Annotated in this window: 19 protein-coding genes; 6 read left to right on the forward strand and 13 right to left on the reverse strand. The window is 62.3% G+C overall.

All coding sequences use genetic code 11. The features are described from left to right. The first annotated feature begins 42 nt into the window (after positions 1–42). The gene (locus DT068_RS25775) at positions 43–423 is read left to right on the forward strand and encodes a rhodanese-like domain-containing protein (RefSeq protein ID WP_119392776.1); all 381 of its coding nucleotides are present in this window, start codon (positions 43–45) and stop codon (positions 421–423) included. Positions 424–427: 4 nt separating this feature from the next. On the opposite strand, the gene DT068_RS25780 is transcribed toward DT068_RS25775, so the two are convergent. Then, a complete protein-coding gene (locus DT068_RS25780; RefSeq protein WP_119392777.1) occupies positions 428–1,102 on the reverse strand; it encodes an SOS response-associated peptidase in 675 nt (224 codons plus the stop codon). 39 nt (positions 1,103–1,141) lie between these two features. Then, positions 1,142–1,744: a TetR/AcrR family transcriptional regulator gene (locus DT068_RS25785; RefSeq protein WP_119392778.1), complete on the reverse strand. Its 603-nt coding sequence runs from the start codon at positions 1,742–1,744 to the stop codon at positions 1,142–1,144. 120 nt (positions 1,745–1,864) lie between these two features. On the opposite strand from DT068_RS25785, the gene DT068_RS25790 reads away from it, so the two are divergent. Beyond that, positions 1,865–3,088, forward strand: a complete 1,224-nt coding sequence (locus tag DT068_RS25790) for an MFS transporter (protein ID WP_119392779.1) — start codon at positions 1,865–1,867, stop codon at positions 3,086–3,088. Between the two features lie 53 nt (positions 3,089–3,141). On the opposite strand, the gene DT068_RS25795 is transcribed toward DT068_RS25790, so the two are convergent. Beyond that, on the reverse strand, positions 3,142–3,333 hold the full coding sequence (locus DT068_RS25795; RefSeq protein ID WP_119392780.1) for a DUF3606 domain-containing protein: 192 nt from the start codon (positions 3,331–3,333) through the stop codon (positions 3,142–3,144). 177 nt (positions 3,334–3,510) lie between these two features. Between DT068_RS25795 and DT068_RS25800 the strand changes: the two genes are divergently transcribed. The 4 genes from DT068_RS25800 (at position 3,511) to truA (ending at position 6,038) form a co-directional block, all read left to right on the forward strand. After that, positions 3,511–4,434 carry a hypothetical protein gene (locus DT068_RS25800; RefSeq protein WP_119392781.1) on the forward strand — a complete coding sequence of 308 codons (924 nt, stop codon included), beginning with the start codon at positions 3,511–3,513 and terminating at the stop codon, positions 4,432–4,434. Next, positions 4,431–4,856, forward strand: a complete 426-nt coding sequence (locus DT068_RS25805; protein ID WP_119392782.1) for an NUDIX hydrolase — start codon at positions 4,431–4,433, stop codon at positions 4,854–4,856. The genes DT068_RS25800 and DT068_RS25805 overlap by 4 nt, the downstream gene beginning before the upstream one ends. Before the next feature lie 144 nt (positions 4,857–5,000). Further along, positions 5,001–5,261, forward strand: coding sequence for a hypothetical protein (locus tag DT068_RS25810; protein ID WP_119392783.1), 261 nt, complete (start codon positions 5,001–5,003; stop codon positions 5,259–5,261). 39 nt (positions 5,262–5,300) lie between these two features. Continuing rightward, on the forward strand, positions 5,301–6,038 hold the full coding sequence (gene truA, locus DT068_RS25815) for a tRNA pseudouridine(38-40) synthase TruA (RefSeq protein WP_119392784.1): 738 nt from the start codon (positions 5,301–5,303) through the stop codon (positions 6,036–6,038). Here truA and DT068_RS25820 read toward each other — a convergent pair. The 10 genes from DT068_RS25820 to rnpA all read right to left on the reverse strand — a co-directional run bounded on the left by DT068_RS25820 (position 6,019) and on the right by rnpA (position 14,964). Further along, positions 6,019–6,915: a DMT family transporter gene (locus tag DT068_RS25820; protein ID WP_119392785.1), complete on the reverse strand. Its 897-nt coding sequence runs from the start codon at positions 6,913–6,915 to the stop codon at positions 6,019–6,021. The genes truA and DT068_RS25820 overlap by 20 nt on opposite strands. Beyond that, a complete protein-coding gene (locus DT068_RS25825; RefSeq protein ID WP_119392786.1) occupies positions 6,912–7,484 on the reverse strand; it encodes a hypothetical protein in 573 nt (190 codons plus the stop codon). The genes DT068_RS25820 and DT068_RS25825 overlap by 4 nt, the downstream gene beginning before the upstream one ends. Then, complete coding sequence (gene dapE / locus DT068_RS25830; RefSeq protein ID WP_119392787.1) at positions 7,481–8,644, reverse strand: succinyl-diaminopimelate desuccinylase; 1,164 nt, start codon at positions 8,642–8,644, stop codon at positions 7,481–7,483. The genes DT068_RS25825 and dapE overlap by 4 nt, the downstream gene beginning before the upstream one ends. A gap of 181 nt (positions 8,645–8,825) precedes the next feature. Next, entirely contained in the window at positions 8,826–9,335 is a 510-nt protein-coding gene (locus DT068_RS25835) for a DUF805 domain-containing protein (protein WP_119392788.1), read from the reverse strand. Positions 9,336–9,418: 83 nt separating this feature from the next. Continuing rightward, a complete protein-coding gene (gene dapD, locus DT068_RS25840) occupies positions 9,419–10,264 on the reverse strand; it encodes a 2,3,4,5-tetrahydropyridine-2,6-dicarboxylate N-succinyltransferase (RefSeq protein ID WP_119392789.1) in 846 nt (281 codons plus the stop codon). A gap of 47 nt (positions 10,265–10,311) precedes the next feature. Continuing rightward, a complete protein-coding gene (locus DT068_RS25845) occupies positions 10,312–11,013 on the reverse strand; it encodes a pyrimidine 5'-nucleotidase (RefSeq protein ID WP_119392790.1) in 702 nt (233 codons plus the stop codon). Beyond that, complete coding sequence (gene argB / locus DT068_RS25850; RefSeq protein ID WP_119392791.1) at positions 11,006–11,902, reverse strand: acetylglutamate kinase; 897 nt, start codon at positions 11,900–11,902, stop codon at positions 11,006–11,008. Before argB ends, DT068_RS25845 begins: the two co-directional genes overlap by 8 nt. Before the next feature lie 41 nt (positions 11,903–11,943). Continuing rightward, positions 11,944–12,588 carry a ribosome biogenesis GTP-binding protein YihA/YsxC gene (gene yihA / locus DT068_RS25855; RefSeq protein ID WP_368905204.1) on the reverse strand — a complete coding sequence of 215 codons (645 nt, stop codon included), beginning with the start codon at positions 12,586–12,588 and terminating at the stop codon, positions 11,944–11,946. Positions 12,589–12,778: 190 nt separating this feature from the next. Beyond that, entirely contained in the window at positions 12,779–14,593 is a 1,815-nt protein-coding gene (gene yidC / locus DT068_RS25860) for a membrane protein insertase YidC (protein ID WP_119392793.1), read from the reverse strand. An 8-nt stretch (positions 14,594–14,601) separates the two neighbouring features. After that, positions 14,602–14,964: a ribonuclease P protein component gene (gene rnpA, locus DT068_RS25865; RefSeq protein WP_368905206.1), complete on the reverse strand. Its 363-nt coding sequence runs from the start codon at positions 14,962–14,964 to the stop codon at positions 14,602–14,604. Positions 14,965–14,967 lie beyond the last annotated feature (3 nt).

The following is a 14,967-nucleotide window of genomic DNA, read 5'->3' on the forward strand; positions in this document are numbered from 1 at the left end:
TTTTGGCATGGAGTGCCCGGCGCAAAGACCCAGGAGATACCAATGACACTTACCGTCAAGCAGCTCATGGCCGCCGCCAATGAGGCGGTCCCCAAGATCAGCGTGGAGGAGGCCCGCAAGCTCGTGACAAATGGGAATGCCCTGCTTGTCGATGTGCGTGATGGGACCGAGGTTGCCAAATCCGGCAAGCTCAAGGGCGCCACCCATGTGTCGCGCGGCATGATCGAGTTCCGGGCCGACAGCGAGACGCCTTATCACGATCCGCAGTTCCGCAAGGATCGTCCAGTCATCCTCTATTGCGCGTCGGGTGGACGCTCGGCGCTCGCCGGCAAGGTGCTGAAGGACATGGGCTACGGCAATGTGCGCAATCTCGGCGGCTTCAAGGATGCCGCCGATGCCGGCTTCGAGACCGAGCCCGCCTAGTCGATCAGAACAGATTCAACTGGCCGGGCTCTTGCCGAACCGGCTTTGGCGGCGCAGCCCGGCGTTCGAGTTCGACCGGCTCGATCACCAGTGTCTGGTCGGGATGCGCGAGCACCTGCGCCAGCGCTTTTCCCGCTTCGACCTGTTCATTGGCGAGCCATTGCGCATGAAGGTGCGGCGCGACGATCACCGGCATGCGGTGATGGATACGGGCGAGCTCGGCTGATGCTTCCGTGGTGACGATGGCGGCCGTCTCGAGCTCGCTGCCATCCGGTCCCAGCCAGTGCTCCCATATGCCGGCAAAAGCGAAAGGTCCGCCATCGGCGCGCGCGATATGATGCGCCTGCTTGCGTCCTTCCGCACCCGACCATTCATAGAAGCCGTCTGCCGGGATGAGGCAGCGCCGGCGCCTGATCGCGTTCTTGAAGGAGGCCTTGTCCAGGATCGTCTCGGCGCGGGCATTGGTGAGCGGCTTGCCGGGCGCCACCTCCTTCGCCCAGGAGGGCACGAAGCCCCAGCGTACCAGGACCAGATGCCGGACATCCCCGGCGGCACGCACGATGGCGATCGGGCTGCCGGGCGACACATAGGGGCGCGGCGGGAAATCATGCTCCTCGACATAAAGGAGCAACTCGCGAAGATGGTCAGGCCGGACGCTGAGCTTATAGAGATTGCACATGCCCTTCTGTGTCCGAAGCAAGAGAGTCTGTCAAAAGGCTCAATGCGCTTCTGACTTCGACAGCAGGCCGCCGAGCATCAGCTTCAACGCCTCGACCGATTTCCTGGATGCTTCCCGCGGGTCCGCGGCATTGGCAATGAAGAAGGACGCATAGAGCGTCGCTCCATTGATCTGATGCGCCACCGCCACGGGGTCGATCTCGATAATTGTTCCCTCATCCATCAATTTCTGCAGATTGCGGCTCATCACCCGGATGCAGTCGTCCTGGCCCGGCCACTGGGTGGGATCGCCGAGGACGGCCGGGCCGTCGCACAGCACGATGCGCTGGATCTCCGGCTCGAGCGCCATCTCGACATAAGCGACACATTCATCGACGAAACCCTGCCACCGTGTCGGCGCTTTGCGTGACACCTCGTTCAGCCGGACAATCATCTCTGAATTGATCTCGCCCAGGACCGCCCGGAACAGGCCCTTCTTGTCGCCGAAATGGTGATAGAGGGCGCCCCGCGTCAGGCCGGCGCCCGCGGTGAAGTCATCCATCGATGCCTCGGCATAGCCCACCTTGCCGAAGGCGGCGCGGGCCGCCGATACGAGCTTCGCCCGGGTCTCGGCAATCATTTCCGCGCGCGGTCTATGCGCCATTACGTCCTTCCAATCGCATACGCAACGTATGTCAATTGACATACGCGGCGTATGCCATTATATCCGAATACATACGCTGCGTATGTAAATCATTCCCTTGCGAGATTCCAGGAGTTTGTGATGTCCAACCCTTATCGTGAGATATTCCGGAAGCCCGGCACTGCGGGCTTTGCCAGCGCCGGATTCATTGCCCGCCTGCCGCTTGCCATGATGCCCATGGGCATCGTCGCCATGCTCTCCCAGACGCATGGCGAATACTGGTTGGCCGGCGCCGTTTCAGCCACCTTCGCCCTGACCAATGCCCTGATATCGCCGCAGGTTTCGCGCCTCGTGGACCGCCGGGGCCAAGCCCGCATCCTTATCCCGGCAACGGCCCTTTCGGTCATCGCCTTCGCCCTGCTGCTCCTCGCCACTCATCTGCACTGGCCGAGTCCGACGCTCTTCATTTTCGCCATTGCGGCCGCCCTCATGCCCAGCATGCCGGCCATGGTCCGGGCGCGCTGGAGCGAGATCTATCGTGACACGCCCCAGCTCAATACCGCCTTCGCCTTCGAATCGATCGCCGACGAAGTCGTCTATATGGCGGGATCGGTGCTCTCGGTCGGCTTGAGCGTCGTCCTGTTTCCCGAGGCGGGCATCCTCGCCGGCACGCTCTTTCTTGCGATCGGCACCATCCTGTTCGTCATCCAGAAGGCGACCGAGCCGAAGATCCACGCAATCGAGAAATCGGACGGCGCATCGGCCATCTGGTCGCGGCCGCTGCAACTCATCACTTTCACGCTGATCGCCGTCGGCACGCTGTTTGGCACGGCGGAGGTCACCGTCATCGCCCTCAGCAAGATGTTCGGGCAACCGGCCGCTGCGAGCTTCATCCTCGCCGGCTATGCCGGGGGCTCGCTGGTGGTCGGGCTGGTCTTCGGCGTCCTGAAGCTCAAGGCGAGCCTGGCGCAGCAATTCGCCATTGCCAATCTCGTCGCGGCGCTTACGACCGTGCCGCTGCTCTTCGTCGCCAATATTCCGATGCTGGCCGCACTCTTGTTCATGGCCGGCGCCTCGATCTCGCCGACCTTCATCATCGCTTTCGGCCTGATCGAGCAGCGCATCCCTGCCGCCAAGCTCACCGAAGGCATCACCTGGGCTGTCACCGGGATCGGCATCGGCATGGCGCTCGGCTCGTTCACCTCGGGCTATGTCATCGACGCCTATGGCCCGGCAAGCGGCTTCTGGGTATCGCTCGCCGCCGGCATAACGGCCTTCACGGCGGCGACACTGGGCTACCCCCTGCTCGCCGGTAAAGGCCGTCGCAACTTTGCACCGGTTGCAGCGCCCGCCCCCGGCGAATGACAGGCTCCTCTTCCCGTCGCGGCCCCCTCAGAGCCCGCGGCGGACCGGCCATTCTATTTCTTCTTTTTCAGCTTTCCCGCAGCCTTGTTCAGCGTGTCGCGGTTGTTGCCGTGCTTGTCGATGAGCGCCCGCGTCTGTGCCGCCGTGATGCCGTGCTTCCTGGCGAAATAGGCCACTTCATAGCCTTCGCTCTTCGAGACTTTCGAGCGGTCGGCCTTGCCGCGGGCCTTCTTGTTGTCTGCCATCCGTCATCTCCCTCATTGCCTGTTCAGCGACACGCCTCTGTTGAGTCGCGCAGACAAGGTAATCCAACATTCCTTTCGCGTCATCCCATTTGGGAGTCTAACAGGGGCCCTCCTTGCTAGGCCAAACCTTCTGTATAAAGATGAGACCGTTCCGCCGTTGGAGGCGATGTGTTCAGGATGATTATCAGCGTCAGGCGTCTTCTCGCCGGAAATGTGGCACCGTTCTCCTTGTGCCTGTTGTTCGCTGCGATGCTTGTCTTTGGGAATGCACGTGCCGAAGGCTCGCAAGAAGAGCAATGCCGGGACGCCCTAAAATCCTTCGATGCAAGTGGCTGGGCGCTTGAGAAAATGCCGCGCGCCGATCGGTGCTCGGATGATATCCGGCTTTACGTGGATTATCTCGCCACGCTCAAGACCAGCGAATCGAACGAGAACGCTCGTGCCCAGGCGGAAAAGCTGCTCGCCGCCGCTGATGCAGGCAATCACAGCGCGCAGCTTCTCTACACACTCCTCTTCACGAAAATCGTGGACAGCAAGTATGTGTCCGAAATCGTGAGCAATTCGTCCTATTCCCGCTATTCGAGCTACGTTAGTGCCTGGGACGTGTTGATCAAAGCCCCTGACCTTGTGAAGTACCAAGTTGGACCGGCATTGGATGGAGGCGTCGTTGAGGCCTATCTCCCACTCCACATTGCCGAGTATCTGGAGTGGCGGCAGACCAGATGGCCGGGCGACAGGCGCGGCGCGGCAGCCCGATTGCTCGCTGTGGCGGATTTCTACGCGGATCGCGAAAAAGTCAGGCCGTATTTGCGCAAACTCCTCTCGGCCAACGATGAGGAAATGGAGGATTTCGATGGACTGGCGTTCCAATATGTAGGGGCACAGCTCATTCGCGAGGAAACATTGTATTGCCGCGACAAGGCATGCGTCGCGGACGCCAATATCAAACGGTTAATCTGCGATATCCGCACGCCAGAGGGCGACAGTCTGCTGAACCTTGGCCGTGATGCCTGCGATCAGCTGTCGGCACCACTGGTACGAATCTACCGCGCTATGGTTATTGACCTCATCAATCAAATCATCGGCACTGTGCCCTTATGAGCGAGCCCAGAATTCCCAGAATCGGGGTCAGCGCCTGTGTGTGGCGGGATGGCAAGGTCCTCCTGGTCGAGCGCGGCAAGGAGCCGTGGAAGGGCAAATGGAGCCTGCCGGGCGGGGGGCTCGAATTCGGCGAGACGGTGCGCGAGGCGGCGCGGCGCGAGCTTCTCGAGGAGACCGGCATCGAGGCCGATCTTGTCCGGCTGGTCGATATCGATGATGCCATCATGCGCGACAAGGCCGGCCGCGCCATCGCCCATTATGCTATCGCCTGCTTCACCGGCCATTGGCGCAGGGGCGAGGCCGTGGCCCGCGATGACGTAACGAAGGTCCGGTGGGCGGAGCGCCACGAGCTCGATGCTCTCGACATGACGCCCGGGACCGCCGCCTATATCCACGTGGCCTGGCAATTGTTAACGAGTTGACTCAAAAAAGGATGCCGGCGTTAACCCTTTCCTAAGGATGCGGTAGTCCTGCCGCATTGCTCTGATAAATTTCAAATTGTGCTGATTCGGTTGGCGGGCTTGCAGGCATCGGTGGAACAGATGCCGGCTTCAGGTGGATGGGTGATGGACAAAGAGACTTCGCGAGCACAGGCCGCCGCCCCCGGCGCCGAGCCTAAATATGTGGCGCTGCGCTACATCATGGAAGCCTGGGAAGAAGCCGTCTATGACGGCATCGATCCCGATTGCATCGCGACGGCAGCGATCTTCGCGGCCATGTCGGATCTCATCACCACCTATGGCGAGGAGCCGGTCGCCAAGCTCGCTGAGCGCCTGCCGGAACGCATCCGGGCGGGCGAGTTCACGGTCAACAAGACCAAGCAATAATCCCTTTCGCATTTCGGCCTTGAGCGGGCATATAGCGCCTTGATGCGCTATAAGATGACCATCGAATATGACGGCGGTCCCTTCGCCGGCTGGCAGCTGCAGGCCAATGTGACGACCGTCCAGGGTGTCCTGGAAGATGCCGTCTTCGCGCTGAGCGGAACACGGCCCACCATCCATGCGGCGGGGCGCACCGATGCCGGCGTCCATGCCATGGGCCAGGTGGCGCATGTCGATCTCGACCGGGAATGGGATTCCCGGGTCCTGCGCAACGCCCTCAACGCGCATCTGCGCCCGCACCCGGTGAGCGTGCTCCAGGTCGAGGCCGTGGATGGGGATTTCCACGCCCGCTTCAAGGCCATCCGGCGCAGCTATCTTTACCGCATCGCCAACCGCCCCGCGCCGCTGGCGCTCGAGCGCGGCAAGGCCTGGTGGCATCCGGTAAGGCTTGACCATGCGGCCATGCATGAGGCGGCGAAAGCGCTCATCGGCAAGCATGACTTCACCACCTTCCGCGCCGCCGCCTGCCAGGCGCAGTCGCCAGTCAAGACGCTCGACCGGCTCGACATCACGCGGACGGGTGACATGATCGACGTGACCGTCGAGGCCCGCTCCTTCCTTCATCACCAGGTGCGCTCGATGGTGGGCTCGCTCAAGCTGGTCGGCGAAGGCAAATGGCAGATTGGCGACATCGGCAAGGCGCTGGCGGCCCGCGACCGCACCCGCTGCGGGCCCGTGGCGCCGCCGACCGGGCTCTATCTCATGCGCGTGGATTACTAGACTGGGCCCTGGTGGTCATGATGACCCCCATCACGATGATCGCCGCACCGAGCCAGGTCAGTAGCCGGTAGTGCTCGCCAAGAAACAGAACGCCCGAGGCAAGCCCGATAGCGGCGGCAACATAGCCAATCTGGCTCAGATAAACCGGACCGCCCACCGCCTGGAGCCGAAAGAAGAAGGCGAACATCAGCGAGGCGGACGCGACCTGCGCCAGCACCAGCCAGGGTATGGACGGCAGGAGCGCGAAGGACGCACCCTCGCCCAGCACAAGCAGACCCACGAGCAGCATCAGCGCAGCAGCAAGGTGACTGCCGGCGGCAAGCTCGATCGGGCCCGTATCCTTGGGCCAGTCATAGGTGCGGTAGATATTGCCGGCGGCGAGCAAGGCCGGGATCAGCAGGCCGATCACCACCCAGAACAGATCGGCGGGCCTTCCTGCCTCACCGCGTGTCAGCGCCACCATGACGGCGCCGACAAAGCCCACCGCAATGCCCAGAATGCCCAGAAGATTCGGCCGGCGCACGCCGAGCAGGATCGACAGGACCAGCGTGATCACCGGCGACAAAGTGAACATGATGCCGGCATAGCCCGCCCCCAGATGCGGAATGGCTGAGAACATCAGGAGATTGGGGATGGCATAGGAGATTGCCGCCGCAATGACGAAATAGCGCAGGCGATGGAACGTGAGCGCGAAGAGCCGGCGGCGCGCCAGCAGCACAAGGAAGAGCACGCCGCCCGCGCCGCAGGAGATGACGAAGGCCCACAACATCGGCGGAACGCCATTCCCCGTCGCCAACTTGCCGAAAGGCAAGGTCAGGCCCAGCAACCCTCCGGTGACGATCAGGAGCCCAAGCGCGGAATTCCAGAGGAACTTCATCGCGAGAGCACGCTCAGCCCAAATGTCAACGCCAGATCGGTCAGCAGGAAGGCCAGCGCCACCGCAGCGGTGGTGCGCAAACAGGTTCTGGCGATGTACCAGCTGACATAAAGCAGAACGCCAAAGACGGGCATGCCGAGCAGGCCGGGCAGCAAGGTCGATCCCATCATGAGATGGAGGAGATTGGGAATGACCGCCAGAGCCATGGTGGGGACGTTCATCCAGTTATAGACGATCATATAGGGGACATAGTTCTGGCTGAGCCCGAACAGCCTGGCGAGCAGTGCGGCGGCCAGCGGCCAGACCGCAAAGCCGACGAGCAGATAGAAATAGCTGACACCAAGCCTGAGCTCCGGTGCTGCTTCGCCATTCGCCAGGCTCTGGGCGACGCTCTGCTCGTGTCCCGAGAGAAACATCGGATAGGCAAGGACCAGCACCGGCACCACCACGGCGAAAGAGCGCCAGAAGCCGTCGATGGTGAGGTTGAAATCCTCATCCGCCCGCGGATCGCGGCGGATCAGGCGCCAGCACCCACGCATGGCCGCGATGCCTTCCTGAACCAGCGTCACGCCGCCGCCCGCCCGAGATAAGTCTCGATGATGGTGCGGTAGATGGCGGCCAGATTGCGCAGGTCGGCGATCGCGATATTCTCGTTGACCTGGTGGATGGTGGCGTTGAGCGGCCCGAATTCCAGCACCGGGCAATAGTCCTTGATGAAGCGGGCATCGGATGTGCCGCCCGAGGTCGAGAGCCTGGCCACGAGACCGGTCTCGGCCGCGATCGCATCGAGCGCCACGCCGACAAAGGCGCCGGGCTCGGTGATGAAGGCATCGGCTCCCGGCGGAATGTCGAGAGCGAAGCTGCCGCCCAACTCGCTTTCAACGCCCCGGCAGATTTCCTCCACCGTGGCGATGAGCGTTTCGCGCGTATGCTCGGTGTTGAAGCGGATATTGAAACGTGCTTCGGCCCGCGCCGGGATAACATTGCCCGCGGGATTGCCGACATCGAAACTGGTGACGGCCAGAGTCGTCGGATCGAAACGGTCGGTGCCATCGTCGAATTTGTGCGCCGACAGGCGATCGATAAGACGGGCGAGTTTGGGGATCGGATTGTCGGCCTTGTGCGGGTAAGCGACATGGCCCTGGATGCCGGTGATCGACACGGTGAAACCCAGTGAGCCGCGCCGGCCGATCTTGATCATGTCGCCGAGCTTTTCGGTCGAAGTCGGCTCGCCGACGAGGCAGTGATCGGGCACATGGCCCTTCTCCTTCATCCAGGCGAGGACTTTGCGCGTTCCGTTGATGGCGGGACCTTCCTCATCGGCGGTGATCAGCAGCGACACGGAGCCGGCGAAGACGCCTTCCCGCGCCGCATCGGCGGCGGCGGTGGCAAAGGCCGCGACCGAGCCCTTCATGTCGGCGGCGCCGCGGCCGTAGAGAATGCCGTTCTCCTGATGGGCGGAGAAAGGCGGCGCGGCCCAATCCTCCAGGCGGCCCGGCGGCACGACATCGATATGGCCGGCAAAGCACAGATGCGGTGAGCCCTTGCCGAAGCGGGCAAAGAGGTTGGCGACATCAGGCGTGCCCGGCTCGGAAAAGATGAGCGTTTCGCAGTGAAAGCCCGCCTCCCCGAGAAAGGCCGAGAGGCGATCGAGCGCGCCGGCCTGGTCGGGCGTCACCGAGGGGCAGCGGATGAGATCTTCGAGAAGCGGCAGCGGGTCGGAATCCATGGGGGCGCAATCTATCCGAAAGCAAAGCGCCCGGCCAATGGCCGGGCGCGAATGTCTTCCATGCCGTCCCGAACGACTCACGCCCCGAGGCGCAACTATCGGAGATTATGCCGCATGGTCAAACGGGAATATCACGGCTGGGATAACCCGGCCGTTTGGCACGAACTGGTTTCGCTATGCGCTAGACGCGCTTGCCGAAGACGGGACGCCCATCGGTATAGGGCGAGCGCGGCGGCGCTTTCGCCACGGCGGTGACCGGCTGGTTCGCAGCGCCGGCCGGGAGGCCGGCTCTGTCTCCGGCCTGGCGGCGCATGGCTTCGATGTCATCGCCCACATTGAAGGAATGGCAGGGATCGGGACCGTAGTCGTTCGATCCTTCATCGCCCCTGAGCAGCCCCAGCTCAATGAACTGCCAGATTCCGCCGATGATCGGGATGAGGACGATCAATATCCACCAGGCTGACTTGCCACGGTCGTGATAGCGCTTGGCCATGACGGCGAGAGCAATCCACGTGGTGGGCAGAAGCACCAGGATCGAGGCCACTAGCGCCAGAATGTTCTGATATTCCGTGCCGTAGAGAAGGCAAATATAGCCGAACGCCACCATGGCGATCTGAACGCCATAGCCCAACCAATATTGCGACCGGCTGATGCGGCCGCCGAAGCTGAACAGCAGTGAACCCAGATTCATGGATCGTCCCCATTCCCGGATGCGGACGCCCTGTTTAACAGCGCGGGATTAAACCTAACGTAAATCGAGCGGCAAAAACCCGCCTAGTCGCGCAATAATTCGTTAATGCCGGTCTTCGAGCGGGTCTTCTCGTCGACACGCTTGACGATCACCGCGCAGTAGAGGCTGGGCCCGGGCTCGCCATTGGGCGAATTGGGCAAGGGCTTGCCGGGCAGGCTGCCCGACACGACCACGGAATAGGGCGGCACCCGGCCCATGAAGACCTCGCCCGTGGCGCGGTCGACGATCTTGGTCGACTGGCCGATATAGACGCCCATGCCGAGCACCGAGCCCTCGCCGATGACGCAGCCCTCGACGACTTCCGAACGGGCGCCGATGAAACAGTTGTCCTCGATGATGGTGGGGCCGGCCTGCATCGGCTCGAGCACGCCGCCAATGCCGACGCCGCCCGAGAGATGGACATTGCGCCCGATCTGGGCGCAGGAGCCGACCGTCGCCCAGGTGTCGACCATGGTGCCCTGATCGACATAGGCGCCGAGATTGACGAAGGACGGCATCAGCACGACGCCCGGCGCGATATAGGCCGAGCGGCGCACGACGCAGCCCGGCACGGCTCGGAAGCCGGCCTTGCGGTACTGGGTGGCGGTCCAGCCGTCGAATTTGGATGGCACCTTGTCCCACCACTTGGCCTTGCCGGGAGCGCCGCCAATGAGCGACATGTCGTTCAGGCGGAAGGACAGCAGCACCGCCTTCTTGAGCCACTGGTTGACCACCCACTGACCATCCTGCCTCTCTGCGACGCGGGCCTTGCCCTGGTCGAGCAGCTGGAGGGACTGGTCGACCGCCTTGCGGACCGCGCCCCTGGTCTTCGGCGTGATCTTGTCGCGCTCATCCCAGGCGGCTTCGATGGTGGATTTGAGATCGGCCATGATGTTCTCCCGAATGGGCGTGGACACTAGCGCGGGGCGTCTCGAAGTCAATTACGATCGGCGGCCAGTTTGGTGAGGAAAGCGGCAAGATCGCCGGTCACATGATGGACATGCTTCTCGCCTGCCCCGCCATGGAGCGCGTTCAGATGCTCGGCATCCTTGTTGTCGGGCGAAGTGACGAGCACGGTGGTCATGCCGAGCTCGTGCGGGGCCTCGAGATTGCGGGCAATATCCTCGAACATAGCCGAGCTTGTGGGCTCGATCCCCGTCTGGGCAATGAACTTGCGGTAGGGGCCGATGGCGGGTTTGGGGATGAAGTCGGAATGGACGATGTCGAAGATGTCGCCGAAATGATGGGTGACGCCGATGCGGGCAAGCACCTTCCGGGCATGTGCGACCGTGCCGTTGGTGAATATCAGCTTGCGGCCGGGAAGGCCATGCAGTGCCGCGTCCAGCGCCTGGTTGGCGGGCACCGGCGAATGATCGATGTCATGGACGTAATCGAGGAACTCGTCCGGCGAGACCTCGTGCTCGCTCATGAGCCCGCGCAAGGTCGTGCCATATTCGTAGAAATAGGCCTTCTGGATGCGCCTCGCCTCGGCCGTATCGATGCCGAGCAGGTTCGAGACGAAAGCGCCGATCTTCACATCGATCTGGTCGAACAGCCGGCAGCTCGCCGGATAGAGCGTGTTGTCCAGATCGAAGATCCAGGTGTCGATATGGGCGAAGCCGCGGCCCAATTCACACACCCGAGCGCGACACGCGGGTGCCGACGCCATGCGGGGTGAAGAGCTCGAGCAGCACGCTGTGCGGCACCCGGCCATCGAGGATGATGACGCCTTCGACGCCCGATTCGACCACCGACACGCAGCTCTCGATCTTGGGGATCATGCCGCCGGTGATGGTGCCCTCACTGATGAGCTTCGGAATCCCGGCCAAAGTGAGCTCGTGGATGAGCTCCTTGTTCTTGTCGAGGACGCCCGCCACATCGGTAAGGAGCAGCAGGCGCTTGGCCTGCAGCGCCGTCGCAATGGCGCCCGCCGCCGTGTCGGCATTCACATTGTAGCTCTCGCCGTCCATGCCCACGCCGACGGGCGCGATCACCGGAATGGCATCGCTATGGATGATGGTTTGCAGGATCTCGGTATTGACCCGATGCGGTTCGCCGACAAAGCCGAAATCGATCTTCTCGGTCTTGCCGGTCTCGGGGTTGACCTTGGTCTTGGTGAAGCGCTCGGCGATGAGGAGATTGCCGTCCTTGCCGGAAATGCCGACGGCGCGGCCGCCCGCCGCCTGGATAAGGCCGACGATCGACTTGTTGATCGATCCGGCCAGCACCATCTCGACCACTTCCATCGTGTCCTTGTCGGTGACGCGCAAGCCCTCGCGGAACTCCGACTTGACCTGGAGCTTGTCGAGGAGCCGGTTGATCTGCGGGCCGCCGCCATGCACCACCACCGGATGGATGCCACACAATTTCAGCATCACCATGTCGCGGGCGAATTTCTTCGCCAGTTCCTGGTCGACCATGGCATGGCCGCCATACTTCACCACCACGACCTGGTCGTCATAGCGCTGCAGGAAGGGCAGCGCTTCGGAAAGGATACGGGCAGTTTCGGTTGAAGACACTTCGGACATGGCTCACTCGTCCCGGAACAAAAAACCGATGCGCTTATACTTCAATTGTGCGCGCTCACAAGGCCTGCGATCTCGGCGCGCAATTCGGGGTAGCCCCGCCCGGTGACGCTCGAGGTCAGATGGACCTCGGGGAAAGCGGCCGGGCGCTTCTTGGCGAGGGCGCGGGTGCGCTCGAGGAGGGCGGCCTCGTCCCTGGCGAGGATCTTGTCGGCCTTGGTCAGGACGATCTGGAAGGTGACGGCGCTCTCGTCGAGGAGAGTAAAAATCTCGAGATCGGTTGCCGTAACACCATGACGCGCATCGACCAGGACAAAGACGCGGGTGAGGCCGGGCCGGCCCCTCAGATAGGTCTTGAGCAGCCCCTGCCATTTCTTCACCTCGGCCTTGGGCGCCTTGGCATAGCCATAGCCAGGCATGTCGACCAGCGTCAGCTTGCCGGCGATGTCGAAGTAATTGAGCTCGCGGGTGCGGCCGGGCGTGTTGGAGGCGCGCGCCAGCTCCTTGTGGCCGGTCAGCGTATTGATGAGCGAGGACTTGCCGGCATTGGAGCGCCCGGCAAAGGCGATCTCGGTGCCCCTCACCTCCGGCAACTGCTCGATCTTCGCCACGCCCATGACGAAAGAGGCAGGCCCCGCGAAGAGTAGCCTGCCTCTTTCGAGCTGGTCGGTGCTCCACTCTACCGTCACCTGGGTGTTCTCTCCGTTACTTCCCTTCGCCCGCGCGAAGCGTGGGAGAAGGTGGCCGAAGGCCGGATGAGGGCTCTTTGGCGCAGTGAAACCCCGATCCCAACGAGCATTCATCGCTGAGAGAAAGAGCCCTCACCCGCCCTTTGGGCACCCTCTCCCATTGCTTCGCAACGGGAGAGGGGAATTTGTGTCACCCGGTCCCCGTGCTGCTGCTCTTGCGTTTGAGAAAGGGAAGGCTGTCACGGATATTGCCGAAGAAGTTCACCTCGACACCCTGCCGCTTCATGATGAAGGACTGCTGCAGGATGGAGAGGAAGTTGTTCCATGCCCAGTAGATCACGAGGCCGGCGGGGAAGGAGCCGAGCATGAAGGTGAACAGGATCGGCATCCAGTTGAAGAGTTGCGCCTGCACCGGATCGGGCGGCGTCGGGTTGAGGCGCATCTGCAGCCACATGGTGATACCCATGATGATCGGCCAGACGCCCAGCATCAGATAGTGGCCGAACACCGGCACCGTCGAGGGGTCCCACGGGATGAGGCCGAACAGATTGAAGATGGTGGTCGGATCGTGCGCCGAGAGGTCCTTGATCCAGCCGAAGAAGGGCGCATGGCGCATCTCGATGGTGACATAGATCACCTTGTAGAGCGCGAAGAAAACCGGGATGGCGATGAGGATCGGCAGACAGCCCGAGAGTGGCGAGACCTTCTCGCGCTTGTAGAGCGCCATCATCTCCTGCTGCTGCTTCATGCGGTCGTCGGGATGGAGCTTTTTGATCTTCTCCATCTCGGGTTGCAGCTTCTTCATCTTGCTCATCGACTCGTAGGACTTGTTCTGCAGCGGGAAGAACAGGAGCTTGACGATGACGGTGACGATGAGGATAGCGACGCCGAAATTGCCGACATAGGACTTGATGAAGTCGAGCAGCCAGAAGAGCGGCTTGGTCAGGAACCAGAACCAGCCCCAGTCGATCATGAGATCGAAATTGTCGAGCTTGTACTTCTCGCCAATGGCATTGATCTTCTGGACCACCTTGGCACCGGCGAAAAGGCGATCCTGATAGGAGCCGATACCGCCGGCGGGGACCGTGATGGCGGTCTTGCCCAGATAATCACTCTGATAGATGTCGGCGCCGTTCTGCGCCAGATGCTGGAAACTGGCGGCGATGCCGGCAGTCGGATCGGGAATGAGAGCGGCGGCCCAGTACTTGTCGGTGAAGCCCATCCAGCCGCCGGTTGCTTCGGCGGAAATCTTTTTCTCGTCCGCTCGCGTCGCATCCTTCAGCGTGGAATAGTGGATCTCCTGGAGCTTGCCGTCGAGAACGCCGATCAGGCCTTCGAACAGGACATAGATGCCATCGACCTTGGGCGTGCCCTGGCGCTGGATGCGGGCATAGGGGAAAAGCGAGATCGGGTTGGCCGACTTGTTCTGGACATCCTGCTTGACGGTGAACAGATAATCATCATCGACCGAGATGGTGCGGGTGAAGACGACACCTTCGCCATTGTCCCAGGTCAGCGTCACCGGCTTGCCAGGCGCGAGCACCGCATCGGCCGGCGCCTGCCATTCGGTCTTGGGGCCGGGGAGCTTGACCGCAGTTCCACTGGCCGGAATGAAACCCTGCTCGGCAAAGAAGCCGCCCACTGTGCCCGAGGGATTGAGGAGCGCGATCTCGGGGCTCGAAGGGTCTACCGTTTCGCGATAGTTCTTGAGATGGACATCGTCGAACTGGGCGCCGACCAGATTAATGGTGCCGTCGATGACCGGCGTTTCGATCCTGATCCGCTTGGTCGAGCTGATGGCCTGCGCGCGCGGTACGATGGCCGATTGTTCGGTGCCCGGAACCGTGGCGCCCGGCTGCTCCTGCGGATTGGTTCCCGTCTGCTGGCTCTGCGTCTGGGTTTCGATCCTCTCCTGGGTCGGCTTGGCATAGAAATACTGCCAGCCAATGATGATCAGCATCGAAAGGACGATGGCGAGGATGAAGTTTTTGCTGTCATGCTGCATGGGCAGTTTCACCGATTGGCGGCAGGTCCGCCGATATGCAGCCTCTTCAAGGCTGTCCTAATGTCATTTTGAAGGCTTGAAAACGGCCTTTCGAGGCCTGCGGCCCTGCCGATCAGCACGTAGTCATGGCCCGGTTCAGCGATCTCGGGCAGTGTCAGGCGCGCCGCTTCGCGCAGGCGCCGCTTGATGCGGTTGCGCGTGACCGCCTGCCCCAGTTTCTTCGTCACGGTGAAGCCGAGGCGCGCCGGCTTCCCGTCCTTGCGGTCGCGCATCTGAACGACGACACCCCTGGCGGCGAAGGAACTCGCCTTCGCGGCGGCGAGAAAATCCTGCCGCTTCACAATGCGTTCGATCGTCCGGTTGGGGCTCAATGC

The sequence above is a fragment of the Taklimakanibacter lacteus genome, assembly GCA_003576695.1.
Lineage (GTDB): Bacteria > Pseudomonadota > Alphaproteobacteria > Rhizobiales > Aestuariivirgaceae > Taklimakanibacter > Taklimakanibacter lacteus.

Coding starts and splice junctions, on each gene's coding strand:
- DT068_RS25775 (WP_119392776.1), top strand. CDS start 43: ATGACACTTACCGTCAAGCAGCTCATGGCCGCCGCCAATGAGGCGGTC.
- DT068_RS25780 (WP_119392777.1), bottom strand. CDS start 1,102: ATGTGCAATCTCTATAAGCTCAGCGTCCGGCCTGACCATCTTCGCGAG.
- DT068_RS25785 (WP_119392778.1), bottom strand. CDS start 1,744: ATGGCGCATAGACCGCGCGCGGAAATGATTGCCGAGACCCGGGCGAAG.
- DT068_RS25790 (WP_119392779.1), top strand. CDS start 1,865: ATGTCCAACCCTTATCGTGAGATATTCCGGAAGCCCGGCACTGCGGGC.
- DT068_RS25795 (WP_119392780.1), bottom strand. CDS start 3,333: ATGGCAGACAACAAGAAGGCCCGCGGCAAGGCCGACCGCTCGAAAGTC.
- DT068_RS25800 (WP_119392781.1), top strand. CDS start 3,511: ATGATTATCAGCGTCAGGCGTCTTCTCGCCGGAAATGTGGCACCGTTC.
- DT068_RS25805 (WP_119392782.1), top strand. CDS start 4,431: ATGAGCGAGCCCAGAATTCCCAGAATCGGGGTCAGCGCCTGTGTGTGG.
- DT068_RS25810 (WP_119392783.1), top strand. CDS start 5,001: ATGGACAAAGAGACTTCGCGAGCACAGGCCGCCGCCCCCGGCGCCGAG.
- DT068_RS25820 (WP_119392785.1), bottom strand. CDS start 6,915: ATGAAGTTCCTCTGGAATTCCGCGCTTGGGCTCCTGATCGTCACCGGA.
- dapE (WP_119392787.1), bottom strand. CDS start 8,644: ATGGATTCCGACCCGCTGCCGCTTCTCGAAGATCTCATCCGCTGCCCC.
- DT068_RS25835 (WP_119392788.1), bottom strand. CDS start 9,335: ATGAATCTGGGTTCACTGCTGTTCAGCTTCGGCGGCCGCATCAGCCGG.
- dapD (WP_119392789.1), bottom strand. CDS start 10,264: ATGGCCGATCTCAAATCCACCATCGAAGCCGCCTGGGATGAGCGCGAC.
- argB (WP_119392791.1), bottom strand. CDS start 11,902: ATGTCCGAAGTGTCTTCAACCGAAACTGCCCGTATCCTTTCCGAAGCG.
- yidC (WP_119392793.1), bottom strand. CDS start 14,593: ATGCAGCATGACAGCAAAAACTTCATCCTCGCCATCGTCCTTTCGATG.